Below are 14409 nucleotides of genomic sequence, written 5' to 3' on the forward strand. Positions count from 1 at the left end.
AAAATCATATAAGATATATAGTTTTTATAAAGCATAGGAGTGAAAACCGATATCGAAGTGGGATGGCATTACTATGAGCAAAAATAGATATATGTGTCAAAATGTTAAATAAAGTAACAATATAAACAGATATAGTAACCGAGGGTAGCAAAAATGATTTTTGGATTTGGTAAGAAAAATGCCATGCCTAAGCCAGAGGAAGCATTGCCAGGACGCACTCAGCAGATGCCTGTACCAGCTACTCACTTTGTAAATGGTAATCCTTTAAAACCTCCGTTTCCTGAAGGAATGGAAACAGCGATGTTTGGGATGGGTTGCTTTTGGGGCGCCGAGCGCAAGTTTTGGCAGTTGAAAGGAGTGTATAGTACAAGTGTAGGATATGCTGCTGGTTATACCCCAAACCCTACGTATAAAGAAGTATGTTCAGGAATGACGGGTCATAACGAAGTAGTGTTTGTTGTATACGACCCAAAAGAGATAAGTTACAGCGAATTACTCAAAACATTTTGGGAAAGTCACAACCCAACGCAAGGAATGCGTCAAGGTAATGACTCTGGTACTCAATATCGTTCGGGAATATATACATACTCCCCAGAACAGAAAAAACTTGCCGAAGAATCACGCTCTAGCTATCAACAAGCATTAACCAAAGCTGGTTACGGTGAAATTACCACCGAAATTTTAGAGGTGCCAGAATATTACTATGCTGAAGACTATCACCAACAGTATCTAGCAAAGAACCCTGGTGGATATTGCGGCTTAGGTGGAACAAATGTTTCATGTCCTATAGGTGTAGCACAAGCTTAATTTGCAACGGATGATGAACGGATGTAACGGATAAGTTGTTCGTGACAAATAAAGTTTATACTCAAAACGGGTGAGAAATTTACTTTTAAATAAACGTCAAAATCTTTCAGATGCTACCCTACGGGAAAAGCTCCGCTTTACGTTCGCGACTCATGGTAGAAGTTCACATGTTACCCGTTTCGAGTTTAGTTACTTAAATAACCTATCCGTTACATCCGTTATATCCGTTGCCAGCATTTTCATTCCTGGTGGAGTAGCGACAGTCAAACCGCGACGTGTTGGTTTGACTGGACGTTTATTTAGAAGGGAAAGTTTATATTTAGATAAAACTGTGGCTAAAACAATTTTCATTTCATGCATTGCAAAAGCTGAACCAATACAGCGACGACTACCACCACCAAAGGGTATAAATTCGTAGGCAGAATACTGTCTGTTCAAAAATCGTTCAGGTTTAAATTTATTTGGCTCTGGATAAGTTTCTTCGCGATGATGAGCCATATAAATACCAGGTGCAATCCAAATTCCTTCTGGTAATTTATAACCCATAATTTCTATAGGTTTTACAACTTTTCGGAAAACACCAGTTAACAAGATTGGGTAAATTCGCAAAGATTCTTGGCATACTGCTGTTAAATAAGGTAGTTTACTAATTGCTATTGTGTCATCAATACTATTTAAAGTACTAAGTTCATGTAATAATTTGGCGCGCGTTTCTGATTGTATATCAAGCCAATAAAACGCCCATGTTAACGCTGATGCAGTCGTTTCATGTCCAGCTAGCATAAGTGTCATGAGTTGGTCGCGTAGTTCAATATCAGACATTGGTTGACCGTCGTCGTATCGTGCGGACATCATCAAGCTTAAAATATCTTGTCGCTCTTTTGAGGTTTCAGTTTTGCGCTCTTGTATTAAAGCGTAAACTAATTCATCAATTTTTTCAATTTCGCGTCTCATCCATCCCCACGGACTTAAGGCGCCAAAATCTTTTTGTAGAAACCCGAAGAACAACGAACTCGACATTAAAGGGGAACCCATAAAATCGAGAAGTGAACTTAATCTTCGTTGTATTTCTGTTAATACATTTCCTTCATCTAATCCAAATACAACTCTTAAAATTACTCGTAAAGAAATTTCTTGCATCGACGAACGAATATTAAAAGGTGTGCCAACTTCCCAAGAGTCCATGACAGAAAGTGTAATTTCACGAATTGTATCTCCATACGCGCGCATTCTATCACCATGAAAAGGAGGTGTTAAAAGTTGACGTTGTTCCAAGTGACGCTCACCATCCAAAAGTAGTAAAGAATTGGCGCCGACTAAAAACCTTAAAAATCGATTCCCGTTACCCGCTTCAAAATAACTTGCATCAGCGGTATAAATTTGTTGTAAAGCTTGAGGATGACTAAAGTAAACTATGTGATTTCCGCTCTTATTACGTAGAGTTAAAGTATCACCATATGCTTTAGCATAGTCTTCCATGTACTTAACAGGCTGGAAAACTAACTTCATCATACGCAGCAACGGCGCCGTAGAAGGGCCATCAGGTAAATTATATGTAACGACCATAATTACAACTCAAGGTTCACGCACTCCTTAATCATATCGTGGCGCCTAGAAACCGGGTTTCGTATGCAAAATCTTCGTTTTGATTACGATATCGAAAAAGAAACCCGGTTTCTTGTATATTTAATGTTAGTCAGCACAGAAGTGAGTATGGGCGTGCCGAAAATCATCGCGGTTGTAAATGGTAAAGGCGGAGTCGGTAAAACTACTACCGCAATTAATCTGGCGGCAACTTTTTCTCGTAACCATACAGTGCTTCTTGTGGATGCTGATATTCAGGGTTCAGCAAGTTGGTGGTTTGGACGCAGCCAGAAAGGAATGGGGTTTGACCTATCCCAAGACACAAATTCAAAACTTTTAGGTCATTTACGTTCTATTAAAGGTTACGATTTAGTAATAGTAGATACACCTCCAGCGCTACAGTCAGAAGCTTTGGCGGCAGTTGTGGATGTTGCCGATTATTTGGTTTTACCTACACCTCCGGCGCCAATGGACTTAGCTGTTCTTGTTGATACAGTAAAAACAGCAGTGACTCCTGCGCGAAAGCCATATAGAGTCTTGCTTACCAAAGTAGATACACGAAGTTTAGGAGAAGCACTGGAAGCACAAAACACTTTATTGCAATTAGGTATACCCGCTTGTAATGCGTTTGTTCGTATTTATAAAGCTCATGAACGTGCTGCACTCGAAGGTGTAGCAATTACAGAATGGCGGGGAAAAAATGGACGCGAGGCAGAATCAGACTACCGTCGCGTCGCCGAAGAAATACAGCGCGACTGGAGAAAATAATGGCTAGAAAAAGACTTGCTGACTTAGTACAAGAAGAAGCAAATAAAGATACTACTGATACTACAAAAGCATCTGTAATAGATGTGACTGCTACACCCGTAGAAGAATCATTAGAACAGGAAAGTGCAAACGAAGAAAATAATACAGAAGGAACTCATTTAAGCAAAGCCGACTTAGAAGTAACAATTCAAGAATTAAATGAATTGATAGCACAAGTTCATCAAAGCGAGGCTAATCTACAAAACCAAGTTGAGCAGTTACAATCTGCTTTATCTGAACAAAAACAATTGTCTGAATATTCAGAAAAAGCTTTAGCCGAACAAAAAACAAAAGCAGACCGTTCCGAAAAAGAGCTTAAAGAAGCCAAAAAAACTGCATTGCAGCTAGCAGAAGCAAATTCACAGCTATCAGCAGAAATTGAAGAACTCAAGCAAACTGTAGCTTTATTAGAGCAACAAAGGCAACCTCAACAACAGCGTCCTCAAGTTAAAGAGAAACCACCTGCGATCACAAAGGCGCCAATATCTTACAGAAAATCATATGGAACACTCGAGAGGTTACAAGTTCAACCATCAGTAGAACAAACACATTCCTCTGATACTTCATCACCAATGTGGTTACTTGATTAGTAGAAAGTGCTGAGTGCTGAGTATTGAGTGTTGAGTACTGATTTTTTGTACTGTTCTCAATTTATAAGAAAACACTGTATTTTATATTATAGACGTGAGGTTTTTAAATCAAAGCGCCTATTTATGCTGTTTCAGGCAAGTAATTTAACTTCTGTTCTCTGTAATCAAATTCAAACCAGTTACTTTGAACGAACACACGCACTAATTACTTAAAACTCAACACTCAGCACTCAATACTCAGCACTCAGCACTCAGCACTTTCCACTTTCCACTTAATAGCTATAGCTCTCATGTACAATTTTTTACCAATTGCCTACTTTGAAGATAATTTTATACCTTTTTCGGATGCAAAAATATCTATAGCCACCCATGCACTACATTATGGAACAGGGGCATTAGGAGGACTACGTGGAATTCCTGACCCGCAAGATTCGACACGAATATTGCTATTTAGACTCGACCGTCATTGTCAAAGATTGAGTACCAGCGCAAAATTTCTCCATTACGACATATCAGCCGAAAAAATTGAAGAAACTATTATTGAATTTATTAAGAAAAATCAACCATCAACATCATTTTATATCCGTCCTTTTGTATATACTGCTGATTTGGGAATAGCTCCACGACTGCATAGTATTAAAAAAGACTTTTTTGTTTATGGCTTAGAACTAGGTGAATATTCATCACCCACAGGCGTTACATGTCGAATTAGTTCATGGTATCGTCAAACAGACGTAAGTTTTCCATTGCGTGGAAAAATTAGCGCAGCTTATATTACTTCATCGCTGGCAAAAACCGAAGCTGTAGAATCTGGGTTTGACGAAGCAATTTTGATGAATTCCCAAGGCAAAGTTAGCGAAGCTTCGGGAATGAATATTTTTATCGTTAGAAATGGGCAAATATTTACACCTGGATTCGAGCAAGACATATTAGAGGGAATCACCCGTGATAGCGTTATGAAATTAGCTGGCGATTTAGGATTTAAGGTCATTGAAAGACCCATTGATAAATCGGAGCTATTTATCGCTGATGAAGTCTTTTTGTGTGGTACTGCTGCTAAAGTTTTGCCTGTTCTCCAAATAGAAAACTTCAAGTTACCAGAAAGTAGACCGATAACAGAAAAATTGCGCGATAAATTTACGGCAATTACCGAAAATCGCGACCCTAAATATCAAGATTGGGTATTTCCTGTTTCTCTTTAAAATTTCACATTGTCATGAGTCACCGTAGTGAAGCATCTAGCAAAATCTAAATGTCATGAGTCACCGTAGTGAAGCATCTAAATATTTAGTCGTAACTTTAGAGGTTGTTTGAAAAGTATCCTTTCGTGTCATGAGTCCCGCAGTGAAGCATCTCAGTATACGTATAAAATCTAGATTCTACCCTGCGGGAAAACTGCGTTTACGTTCCGCTGCGCTCCACTCAGAATGACAATTTATACCTGATTCGACTTTTCAAACATGCTCTTAGATTCTTCGCTACGCTCAGAATGACAATGGTATTTTTCAGAATGACAACATTAAAATTCTAATAAATGTTGTGCGACTATTTGCGGTTGTTCTAAATGTGGAACATGTCCAGAATCTTGAATCCAAATTAGTTTACTATTGGGAATAGCGCGCTTAAATCTTTTAGCATCTTTTGTACCTAATATCTTATCGTCATCACCCCACAATATAAGTGTAGGCTGTTGAATTTCTGATAGCTTTGTAAATCTAAACGCACCATATCCACCACTCTTTGTAAAAGCAATTAATGCAGTGTTCCAATTAGGCATTTCTAAGTGTAGGGTTGCACAAAGTTGAGCATCTATTGTTGCTAACTCTTTATTTTTGTAAGCTGCACGAGAAATACTTTGGCGGACTTTTGGACTACGTAAGAAATTAGCAGCGAGTGTATCTAAAGGTGGGAACATAAATTTTACCAGTGGTGAATTACCCACTAAACCCGCGCTATCTATTAATACTAATTTTTCAACGGCTTCTGGATAAGTCAACGTGAAGTCAAGTGCTGCGGCGCCACCCATTGAGGCGCCGACTAAAATTACTGGTTTATTAATTAAACTTTTCCAAAAGTGGTATAAATGGGTTTTTATCGCTACCTGGCTAAATTTAACACCCGTTAATCTGTCAGTAAATCCGAATCCTAGTAAATCAACGGCCCAAGTTTCGTTCTTTTCGCTTATATTAGGCAAAAGGCGCCGAAACTCTAGTGCCGAACTATCAAACCCGTGAATCAATAAAAAAGGAGTGCCACCACTACCTTGATGTACATAAGCGGTAGTGATTGGTTGATTACTCAGGGGAGTGATAATTTCTGCTTGTTCGATTTTTTGCGCTATAGCAATTGAAGCTGATTCGACCAACTGCTCAACTGTAGCGGGTAAAAACTTTGGAAATGGAAATTGCTCTACACCAAAAGAAGACATTTACGGTAAAAGCACATAAAAATTAACTATTGATTTATTTTACCACTACTCAACGTATAATTGTTTCACTTTCATTTTTGTGTAGTGGAGCGGGTAATGCCACAGGCGGTTGGAGCAATTGAAACACTTGGTTTTCCTGCTGTACTAGCGGCAGCAGACGCTATGGTAAAATCTGCTGAGGTGGCTATTGTTTATTATGGTATAGCAGAAAGTGGGCGCCTAATAGTTGTGGTGCGTGGACAAGTCGCAGAAGTTCAGCGTGCCGTAGAGTCTGGTATAGAAGCAGGCAATCAAACTTTTGGAGGTGAAGTTATAACTTACTTTGTAATTCCAAATCCTCCAGAAAATATAGAAACCGTTTTGCCAATTCATTTTACCAGTAAATCTGAACCTTTCAGAATATTTTGATGTAGAGACTGTATTAATGCAGTCTCTACACGACGTACAATAAATTCCTAACGCTAAATAATTTTATTGATATAGGAGATTATCAATGCCACTACAGGCAGTTGGCGCACTAGAAACCAAGGGGTTTCCTGCTGTTCTTGCAGCAGCAGATGCAATGGTAAAGGCTGGACGAGTCACACTCGTTGGTTACATACGAGTTGGTAGCGCACGCTTTACAGTTAATATTCGTGGGGATGTATCGGAAGTTAAAACAGCTATGGCTGCTGGTATTGAAGCGGCAGAAAGTTGTCACGGTGGAACTTTAGAGTCATGGGTGATTATTCCACGTCCTCATGAAAACGTCGAAGCTGTTCTGCCTATTGCCTACACCGACCAGGTAGAGGAGTATCGACTGTCTGTAGAAAATCCAATAATACGTAGAAGTTAAAAGGCAGCCAAGCTTCCGTACTTATTACGAGCGTAACAGTTTGCACACAAAGTACCCTTATGGGTACTTTTAAATTCCAACCTTTTTTTTAAGAATTATTGAAGTAAGCCATAAAAAAGCCCAAAAATGAACAAATTATGAACTGATACACTGAGGAAAGCTAAATCTTTGTTAATTTAACTAAGATTGGGCTACAGAAGAGTTATATAGTATAAAAGCTATCTCTAATTTTTTATCTACGCAGGTGAAAAGAGCGTGAAACATAAAGCGCTTTAACTTCGTCATGCTACTGATGGCTTTAAAATCCTAGAAACCGGGTTTCTGTAATAAAAAAACAATTCTGGTGTACAAACCCGGTTTCTTTTGACATCTTGTAAAAACAATACGGTTTTGCGTAGAAACCGGGTTTCTTAATATATCAACAAAATCATGTTTACAAAACTTAATATAATTATAAACCGTCAAAATATCTGGGATAAATCGAAGTATACACTTCCATGAAGGAGAAAAAATCTAAAAATCTCTAAATCATTGCATAAATTACATAAGTCCGAACGTAATTAAAATGTGTAGTGGTAAATCTAGTAATGTATATTATCTCTGGTTGGGTGCAGCTGCCAGTTAAAAGACTCTAAGTGGGATAACAGGGGGTTGTGATGCAAACTTTAAGACAGGGTTTTGAGGAGTGCAATCTCGCAATGGAAACAATTGCGGAAAAACTGGCTTCATACTGGCACTCACGCTTGGCTGCTGAGTGTTCAGAACAAAGCGTAGCAAATAAAGAAAGTATTGTTAATTGGTTGCTTGGAAGTGATAAAACACGCTATGAAGAACTAAGTCTCAAAGATTTAGATATTGCCAAGCAAGCAATGGAGTATCGCTTTAAAATTTTACAACAGCGCTACTTAGGTAAAGGTCGAGACGTTGCTTATCGTAACTTGATTACTCGCTTGGGTGGACTAGTTACTTTACGCAATAAAATTCAAACTTGGGTTTCGTTAAGTCGCGACCGTCAACGCTCAGTAGTTGACGTGTTACAGGAAGTCATTCAAGAATTGCTGCAAAGCGATAATTATATGCTTTCTCAGATGGCTTTTATTTCGCAGTCTACGTCAGAGCCAAGGTTAAAGAACGCGCTGTTATTTGCCAGCGTTGAAGAATATTGCCTACGTCCAATACGTAATCAACCGCTGCTTGTATATAGATTTGTAAACTATTTACGACGTACTTCGCGTGGTGGTTTAACGCAGGTCCCGACGAGTGATTTGGTAAAATTAGTTTCAGAAGAAGTTTTAACCGACGACAGCGACAACCGAATCAACTTAGTAGACAACCAGGCAATTGCCGACTACCAAGAAGCACAAGATTTAGAAGAACAGCAAACCCTGCGAACCGATGTTAAGCAGGAATTTGAAAACTACTTAAAAGAAAATCTTGGGGAAGATGCTGTACAGTGGTTGCGGATGTACTTACAAGGCAAGTCACAAGATGCCATTGCCAAGAAATTAAATAAGCCAATCAAAGAAATTTATCGACTGCGAGAAAAAATCAGCTATCATGCTATCCGCGTTTTTGCGCTCAAAAATAAACCTGAACTAGTCGATACTTGGTTAGGAACTTCGTTAATTGAGCATAATTTTGGTTTAACTCCTGTACAGTGGGAGCAATTGTTAGAAAAACTAACTCCAACCCAAAGACAAATTCTAGAGTTACGTAAAGCAGGGGAATCTGTCGAAGCTATTGCACCAAAATTAAAACTAAAAGCGCACCAAGCAATGGGTGAATGGACAAAAGTTTACTTAGCTGCACAAGCGTTGCGAACAGAAGACTAGACGCAATATCAGTAAATTTATACTATAAAAAAAGAATCAAACATGCAGGCGCCCTCTCGAAGTGGCGCCTATTTTAATTTAAGTAAAATTCAGTCGGCGCCTGTTAACTACACCCGAAGTTATGGGAAGAATAGAAAGGTAGGATATATTACTGCACGGGAACTATGCTGTCGGAAGAGGACAAACCAATTGACACCGAGACAATGACAAAGCAAGTGTCACCCGACACAGAGCTTGAATGGAACCAAGAGTCAGTAAGAACAGAGATATTTCAGCTTATTGAGAGTTTCTTATCTTTTGAAGCTTGCCTCTACCATCAAATATTGCCCCTACGGTTTGAGGCCAAGAGCTTAATCTTGGGAATGGTTAACTCAAGGGACGATGTAGCTCTCGATTACGTAAATCGTATTTTGTCATATGTAAATTGTACGATGGTGATTCGGCCAATGGACGCTGAAACTCATCGCTCAATACTTTCGGCATATTTAAATTACAAAAATACTTCCCAATCCGTTAACAAACGAATTTCTTTGCCTGAAGTATTTTCACAACAACCACACACCACTTCAGAGAACCCGCAGCAAAATGTAACATATATAGATGATATATATACAAATCATTCAAATAGTACAAGTACATTAGATAGCTCAGATAGCGATATAATTCATACAGAAACTAAAGCTGCGGCAACCAAGAAGGCAGAGGAAACAGCGATAGAGTCTACACCAATTACGAAAACACCATTTTTATCAGTTCCTTTACCCGACGAGTTTACTCCTGTGGAGTTGTTAGCATCACTGCCACCCAAGAAATTTTTAGAAGAGTTGTTAGGGAGAGTAATTGTTGGGGGAATTGGAAGGCTTTATTTTGAACGGCTACCTTACGAGGGTAAAATCCTTTGGAGTGAAAACGGTGTGTTACAGTCAGTGTTAGAAAAATTACCTCTTTCAGTATTCCAAGGCGCCTTAAACGAACTGAAGCGATTCGCAAATATACGTGTAACTACTTTATCGGAGCCAAAGCAAATAGAAAAAGAGTACATGTATCACAACCAGCGTATACTACTGCGGTTGCGAGTGATGCCAGGAATGTATGGGGAGGAAGCAACGCTACAAGTATTGAAAGGAGCAGCTTTAAAATTTTATCAGCAGCAACAACTATCTCGTCTTAGTCGTGACGCATTAGGAATTTCCCAACAACTCAGTTTCAAGTTACATGAGATGCAAGATAGATTATTACAGAGTCGTAACAGTAGTAGCGAGCAACTAGAAGCGTTAACAGTATTAAATCGTTTGTTAGGAAACTTAGATAGTCAAATCAGAAACTTAACGATTTCAGAAAATAAAGGAACACAGGATAAAGAGTAAAAGTAAAAATTTACGTGAAACTTCCGATTTGACAAATTGTGATTTGTGTTCTAATAGATACAAGACCAATACTGTTTAAAAGTTGTGGTCAATATTCAAATATATTTAACTTATTAATAAAGTCAGTTAATTTTTATTGCTTAATAAATTAGCAGCTTTTTAATTATCCTCCACCTATTTATTATCGTTTTTGCACGTTCATGCTGACAGCAATTTTTAGTGAAACTTTTCCCCTATTAAGTACAGCTAGTCCTCAAACAATAGAGTGGATGTTGAATGTTGCTACCGAACATGAATATCCGACCGGACGTGCTGTATTAATGGAAGATTCCTGGGGAAATGCAGTATATTTTGTAATTTCGGGTTGGGTAAAAGTTCGACGTACTGCTGGTGAAGATTATCGCGCACTGGCAATTTTGGGTAGAGGTGACTTTTTTGGAGAAATGGCAATTCTCGATGAGTCTCCTCGTTCTACAGATGTAATTGCTTTAACTCCTGTAAAATTGCTCAGTATTTCTAGAAACTGTTTTATTCAAATTTTATTTAAAGACCCACAACTACATCATCGCATGTTGCAGATGATGGTACGGCGCCTACGTCATGTTAACATGCGGTTGCAAATGCGACAGGCGCCTCCTGCTGTTAAACTTGCCTACACCTTAATTTCTCTGGGTGAAAATTATGGACAAGAATCAGAAAACGGCAGAGAAATATTTAATGTTTCTTGCCAAGACTTTGCTGATGTGACTGAAATAGGTGTAGATGAAGCTGAAAAAATTATGGAAAAACTACATGAAAAACGTTGGATAAATATCGATGCCAATAAACAAGTAATCAATTTAGTTAATTTAAATCAATTGATGAATTTAGCTAGAAAAGTATAATATTCTTGAATCATTGGTAAAATGCCAACCTGTAGAGACGTGATTAATCACGTCTCTACATTTACGCTAAACTAAATTATCTAGCCCCACAGCAATTGTTACTCACTACTCAACAATGACAGAACTTATCACACCTCACGCAGGCGCCAGCAGTAAAGATAACAGTAAAGAACTTTCCCCTAGTATAATTCATTATTACGTGGCAATGCCGCAACCGCAAACTCACTTATATGAAGTTAGTTTGCTACTTCAAAATTGCCCATCACCTATTCTGAATTTAAAATTCCCTGTCTGGACACCAGGTTCTTATTTAGTACGAGAGTACTCTAAAAATTTACAAGATTTTGCTGCGTATTCTGATGATAAGCCTTTGCAGGTGTGCAAAGTTAGTAAAAATCATTGGCAAATTAATACGACAGATATTACTAATGTTTCATTAGTTACTATAAAATACCGTATTTTTGCGGCGGAGTTATCGGTAAGAACTAACCATTTAGACTCTACACACGGTTACTTCAACGGCGCCGCATTATTTTTTAGAATACCAAATTACGATAAACTCCCAATAGATATTACAATCGAGGCGCCTTCAAAGCAATGGCGTGTAACTACAGCATTACCACCTGTACCAGGAAAAGCTAATACCTTTCGTGCAGCTGATTTTGATACGTTAGTTGATAGTCCGTTTGAAATAGGTACCCACGAAGTATATAACTTTGAGGTACTAGGTAAACCTCATGAACTAGCAATTTGGGGAAAAGGTAATTATCAAGTTGAACGGATGATTACTGATATTAAGCGTATCATCGAAGTCGAAGCCGAGATGTTTGGCGGATTACCTTATTCTAGATACATATTTTTGTTACATTTGTTTGCTCAAGCTTATGGTGGATTAGAACATAAAGACTCATGCTCGCTAATATATCAAAGGTTTGGATTTAGAGATAAAGATAAATATGAACGGTTTTTGCAGCTTGTAGCTCACGAATTTTTTCATTTGTGGAACGTAAAGCGAATTCGTCCTAAAGGTCTCGAAGTATTTAACTACGATGGAGAAAATTATACTCCTTCACTTTGGTTTTGTGAGGGAACGACAAGTTATTATGACTTGCTAATTCCTTTACGAGCAGGAATTTATGAAGCAATATCGTACTTATCACACTTAAGCCAAGAAATTACTAGGTATCAAAATACTCCCGGAAGAAAAGTTCAACCGTTATCTGAATCAAGTTTTGATGCGTGGATTAAATTATACCGTCCCGATGCAAACAGCGGTAATTCACAAATTTCTTATTACCTCAAAGGTGAAATGGTGTCGCTGTTACTCGATTTAATGATTCGAGCGCGTCATAGTAATAAAAAGTCATTTGATAATGTTCTTGTTATAATGTGGGAGCAATTTGGTCAAGATGAAATAGGCTTTACTCCAGAACAGCTACAATCGGTTATCGAGTCGGTAGCAGGAACAGATTTATCTGATTTCTTTGAACGTTATATTGACGGGTTAGAAGATTTACCTTTTAATAGCTTTCTTGAACCATTTGGTTTGCAATTAGTCGGTGATAATAATGAAGAACCTTACTTGGGTATGCGAGTTAGTACCGAAAATGGTAGAGAAATAATTAAATTTGTCGAAGCTGGTTCACCTGCACATATTGCTGGAATTGATGCTTGTGATGAACTACTAGCAATAGATGGTATTAAAGTCGGCGCCAATGGTTTAGCTGAACGTCTCAAAGATTACCAGCCTAATGACTGTATGCAAGTAACTGTTTTCCATCAAGACCAGTTAAATACACATACTGTCACCCTTACTTCTCCAATTCCAACTAAGTATCAATTAAAACTTGTAGATAAATTAGACTCAAGTCAAAAAGATAACTTGATTGGTTGGTTAGGCGCCTCTGCTAAAAAAATGTGGTAATCTTGGCAACGGATATAACGGATGTAACGGATGAGTTTGTTACATCCTCTTTGACAGTGTTAATTATTATCTTTATGTATATTTTGAAACAGCTTGGTAGAAATAAAATCTTCATATTGTTGCATTTGCCTTTTTATTATTCCACTTTTCTAGAACTTTCTTGACATGTTCAATTTCTTTAAAGTCAACCCGTACAGTAGCATTTTGAAATTCTACACCTAAGACTGTTATAACTTCGAGGATTTCGACAAAGCTAGCACATTGGTAGTCACTATCCTCATACTCTTTAACCCTTTGTTCCTCAATACCTAGTAATTCTGCTAGCTGTTGATGTGAGAGCGATGCAGCTATTCTTGCTTTTACTAAAGCATCTGGTAATTGATGAAATGATTCGACTTTAATTTGAATAGACTGGCTTTTATCACAATTAATTAATCTTTCATATTCTACTATTTCTTGCTTGAACTCTTCAACTTGACTTTGGTATGCATCGTGATATAGCTGCCATCTTAATGGGTCAGCTTTCAATCTCTCATTACTATCAATTTCGGCTACTGATTTTTCAAATTTTTGTAACCATTCTTTAGTTGTATTATATTGCTGTTCGTTTTTAATTATCACGGTGTCCACCTCGTTAAATCAATAGCTATAATGCCTTTAGAAGTATCGGTTCTAGTATCAAATTGAAAAAAATCTACATATAATGTTCCAGTTTCATTGGCTGGATGATAATATTTCAAATACAACTTGTGGCGCAATATTGCCTTCAACCCACTGTAAATATGAACCCCTATATACTTTTGGTCTCCCAAACACCACCATTGCATCAGGTGCATATTTAATTTTATTGTCGCCTTTGACTGGATACCAGAATAAGTCTCCTGCAACAAATACATCTATAAGTGATGCAAATAATATTTCTAAACCTTCTTTAATTTTGGTCGGGTAGCAGGATTATATCGCTATAATCCCGCCCCCTAAGAACCGGACGTGCGACTTAAACCGCATCCGGCTCAAGCAAGTCATGGACTACTCACTGTTCCAGAGTGTATTTGTTGATGGCAGTACAAGTGAACGAGTTGTAAGTTGCCATAATTATCCCCACCGCCTTGGCTTTTCGGCTTTTTGTGATGAAGATGTAATTCTTCACCATTAAACAAGGAATCTCCACATATGGGACAGACATATTTTTGCCGATGTGCTATCTTTTGTCTGCTTTTGACTAGTTCAGATTCGGCTTTAGCCTCTTCTCGTTTTCTCCAATAATCCTTGAGATTGGGGTCATCAGGTGATGATTTTCCTTGAACTAAGATATGTCTCTTAATCGGAAACCAGGCGAATTTCAACATAT

General features: G+C 38.1%; 14 protein-coding genes and 1 pseudogene. 10 read left to right on the plus strand and 5 right to left on the minus strand.

What is annotated here, in order from left to right; genetic code table 11:
• Positions 1-153: 153 nt before the first annotated feature.
• Entirely contained in the window at positions 154-807 is a 654-nt protein-coding gene (gene msrA / locus DSM106972_RS29450; protein WP_127084029.1) for a peptide-methionine (S)-S-oxide reductase MsrA, read from the plus strand.
• A gap of 189 nt (positions 808-996) precedes the next feature.
• Here the strand turns inward: msrA and DSM106972_RS29455 are convergent, their stop codons facing one another.
• A complete protein-coding gene (locus DSM106972_RS29455; RefSeq protein ID WP_127084030.1) occupies positions 997-2373 on the minus strand; it encodes a cytochrome P450 in 1377 nt (458 codons plus the stop codon).
• 153 nt (positions 2374-2526) lie between these two features.
• Between DSM106972_RS29455 and DSM106972_RS29460 the strand changes: the two genes are divergently transcribed.
• From DSM106972_RS29460 to DSM106972_RS29470, 3 genes are all read left to right on the plus strand, one after another.
• On the plus strand, positions 2527-3159 hold the full coding sequence (locus tag DSM106972_RS29460; protein ID WP_026093602.1) for a ParA family protein: 633 nt from the start codon (positions 2527-2529) through the stop codon (positions 3157-3159).
• Entirely contained in the window at positions 3159-3788 is a 630-nt protein-coding gene (locus tag DSM106972_RS29465; RefSeq protein WP_127084031.1) for a hypothetical protein, read from the plus strand. Before DSM106972_RS29460 ends, DSM106972_RS29465 begins: the two co-directional genes overlap by 1 nt.
• A gap of 290 nt (positions 3789-4078) precedes the next feature.
• A complete protein-coding gene (locus DSM106972_RS29470) occupies positions 4079-4990 on the plus strand; it encodes a branched-chain amino acid transaminase (RefSeq protein ID WP_019495696.1) in 912 nt (303 codons plus the stop codon).
• Between the two features lie 317 nt (positions 4991-5307).
• On the opposite strand, the gene DSM106972_RS29475 is transcribed toward DSM106972_RS29470, so the two are convergent.
• Positions 5308-6216: an alpha/beta fold hydrolase gene (locus tag DSM106972_RS29475; RefSeq protein ID WP_127084032.1), complete on the minus strand. Its 909-nt coding sequence runs from the start codon at positions 6214-6216 to the stop codon at positions 5308-5310.
• A 96-nt stretch (positions 6217-6312) separates the two neighbouring features.
• On the opposite strand from DSM106972_RS29475, the gene DSM106972_RS29480 reads away from it, so the two are divergent.
• From DSM106972_RS29480 to DSM106972_RS29505, 6 genes are all read left to right on the plus strand, one after another.
• Positions 6313-6624 (plus strand): carbon dioxide-concentrating mechanism protein CcmK, encoded by a 312-nt coding sequence (locus DSM106972_RS29480; protein WP_127084033.1) that lies wholly within the window; start codon positions 6313-6315, stop codon positions 6622-6624.
• 85 nt (positions 6625-6709) lie between these two features.
• The gene (locus DSM106972_RS29485; RefSeq protein WP_073616549.1) at positions 6710-7051 is read left to right on the plus strand and encodes a carbon dioxide-concentrating mechanism protein CcmK; all 342 of its coding nucleotides are present in this window, start codon (positions 6710-6712) and stop codon (positions 7049-7051) included.
• Positions 7052-7707: 656 nt separating this feature from the next.
• The gene (locus tag DSM106972_RS29490) at positions 7708-8883 is read left to right on the plus strand and encodes a HetZ-related protein 2 (RefSeq protein WP_127084034.1); all 1176 of its coding nucleotides are present in this window, start codon (positions 7708-7710) and stop codon (positions 8881-8883) included.
• 164 nt (positions 8884-9047) lie between these two features.
• Positions 9048-10250, plus strand: a complete 1203-nt coding sequence (locus DSM106972_RS29495) for a pilus assembly protein PilB (RefSeq protein WP_127084035.1) — start codon at positions 9048-9050, stop codon at positions 10248-10250.
• Positions 10251-10450: 200 nt separating this feature from the next.
• Positions 10451-11134 (plus strand): Crp/Fnr family transcriptional regulator, encoded by a 684-nt coding sequence (locus tag DSM106972_RS29500; protein ID WP_127084036.1) that lies wholly within the window; start codon positions 10451-10453, stop codon positions 11132-11134.
• 115 nt (positions 11135-11249) lie between these two features.
• The gene (locus DSM106972_RS29505; protein ID WP_233787671.1) at positions 11250-13058 is read left to right on the plus strand and encodes a M61 family metallopeptidase; all 1809 of its coding nucleotides are present in this window, start codon (positions 11250-11252) and stop codon (positions 13056-13058) included.
• A gap of 111 nt (positions 13059-13169) precedes the next feature.
• Here the strand turns inward: DSM106972_RS29505 and DSM106972_RS29510 are convergent, their stop codons facing one another.
• From DSM106972_RS29510 to DSM106972_RS55020, 3 genes and pseudogenes are all read right to left on the minus strand, one after another.
• Entirely contained in the window at positions 13170-13679 is a 510-nt protein-coding gene (locus tag DSM106972_RS29510) for a DNA-binding protein (RefSeq protein ID WP_233787670.1), read from the minus strand.
• Between the two features lie 105 nt (positions 13680-13784).
• Positions 13785-13997 (minus strand): annotated as a pseudogene (locus tag DSM106972_RS29515) (Uma2 family endonuclease); the annotation flags it as partial.
• A gap of 83 nt (positions 13998-14080) precedes the next feature.
• A complete protein-coding gene (locus tag DSM106972_RS55020; RefSeq protein ID WP_267901172.1) occupies positions 14081-14407 on the minus strand; it encodes an HNH endonuclease in 327 nt (108 codons plus the stop codon).
• Between the last annotated feature and the right edge of the window lie 2 nt (positions 14408-14409).

Source organism: Dulcicalothrix desertica PCC 7102, assembly GCF_003991905.1.
GTDB classification, from domain to species: domain Bacteria; phylum Cyanobacteriota; class Cyanobacteriia; order Cyanobacteriales; family Nostocaceae; genus Dulcicalothrix; species Dulcicalothrix desertica.

What these genes read in the sequence shown, in the direction of transcription:
- DSM106972_RS29485 (WP_073616549.1), top strand. Translation starts at nt 6,710, where the DNA reads ATGCCACTACAGGCAGTTGGCGCACTAGAAACCAAGGGGTTTCCTGCT.
- DSM106972_RS55020 (WP_267901172.1), bottom strand. Translation starts at nt 14,407, where the DNA reads ATGTTGAAATTCGCCTGGTTTCCGATTAAGAGACATATCTTAGTTCAA.
- DSM106972_RS29465 (WP_127084031.1), top strand. Translation starts at nt 3,159, where the DNA reads ATGGCTAGAAAAAGACTTGCTGACTTAGTACAAGAAGAAGCAAATAAA.
- DSM106972_RS29475 (WP_127084032.1), bottom strand. Translation starts at nt 6,216, where the DNA reads ATGTCTTCTTTTGGTGTAGAGCAATTTCCATTTCCAAAGTTTTTACCC.
- msrA (WP_127084029.1), top strand. Translation starts at nt 154, where the DNA reads ATGATTTTTGGATTTGGTAAGAAAAATGCCATGCCTAAGCCAGAGGAA.
- DSM106972_RS29470 (WP_019495696.1), top strand. Translation starts at nt 4,079, where the DNA reads ATGTACAATTTTTTACCAATTGCCTACTTTGAAGATAATTTTATACCT.
- DSM106972_RS29490 (WP_127084034.1), top strand. Translation starts at nt 7,708, where the DNA reads ATGCAAACTTTAAGACAGGGTTTTGAGGAGTGCAATCTCGCAATGGAA.
- DSM106972_RS29505 (WP_233787671.1), top strand. Translation starts at nt 11,250, where the DNA reads ATGACAGAACTTATCACACCTCACGCAGGCGCCAGCAGTAAAGATAAC.
- DSM106972_RS29500 (WP_127084036.1), top strand. Translation starts at nt 10,451, where the DNA reads ATGCTGACAGCAATTTTTAGTGAAACTTTTCCCCTATTAAGTACAGCT.
- DSM106972_RS29495 (WP_127084035.1), top strand. Translation starts at nt 9,048, where the DNA reads ATGCTGTCGGAAGAGGACAAACCAATTGACACCGAGACAATGACAAAG.
- DSM106972_RS29455 (WP_127084030.1), bottom strand. Translation starts at nt 2,373, where the DNA reads ATGGTCGTTACATATAATTTACCTGATGGCCCTTCTACGGCGCCGTTG.
- DSM106972_RS29480 (WP_127084033.1), top strand. Translation starts at nt 6,313, where the DNA reads ATGCCACAGGCGGTTGGAGCAATTGAAACACTTGGTTTTCCTGCTGTA.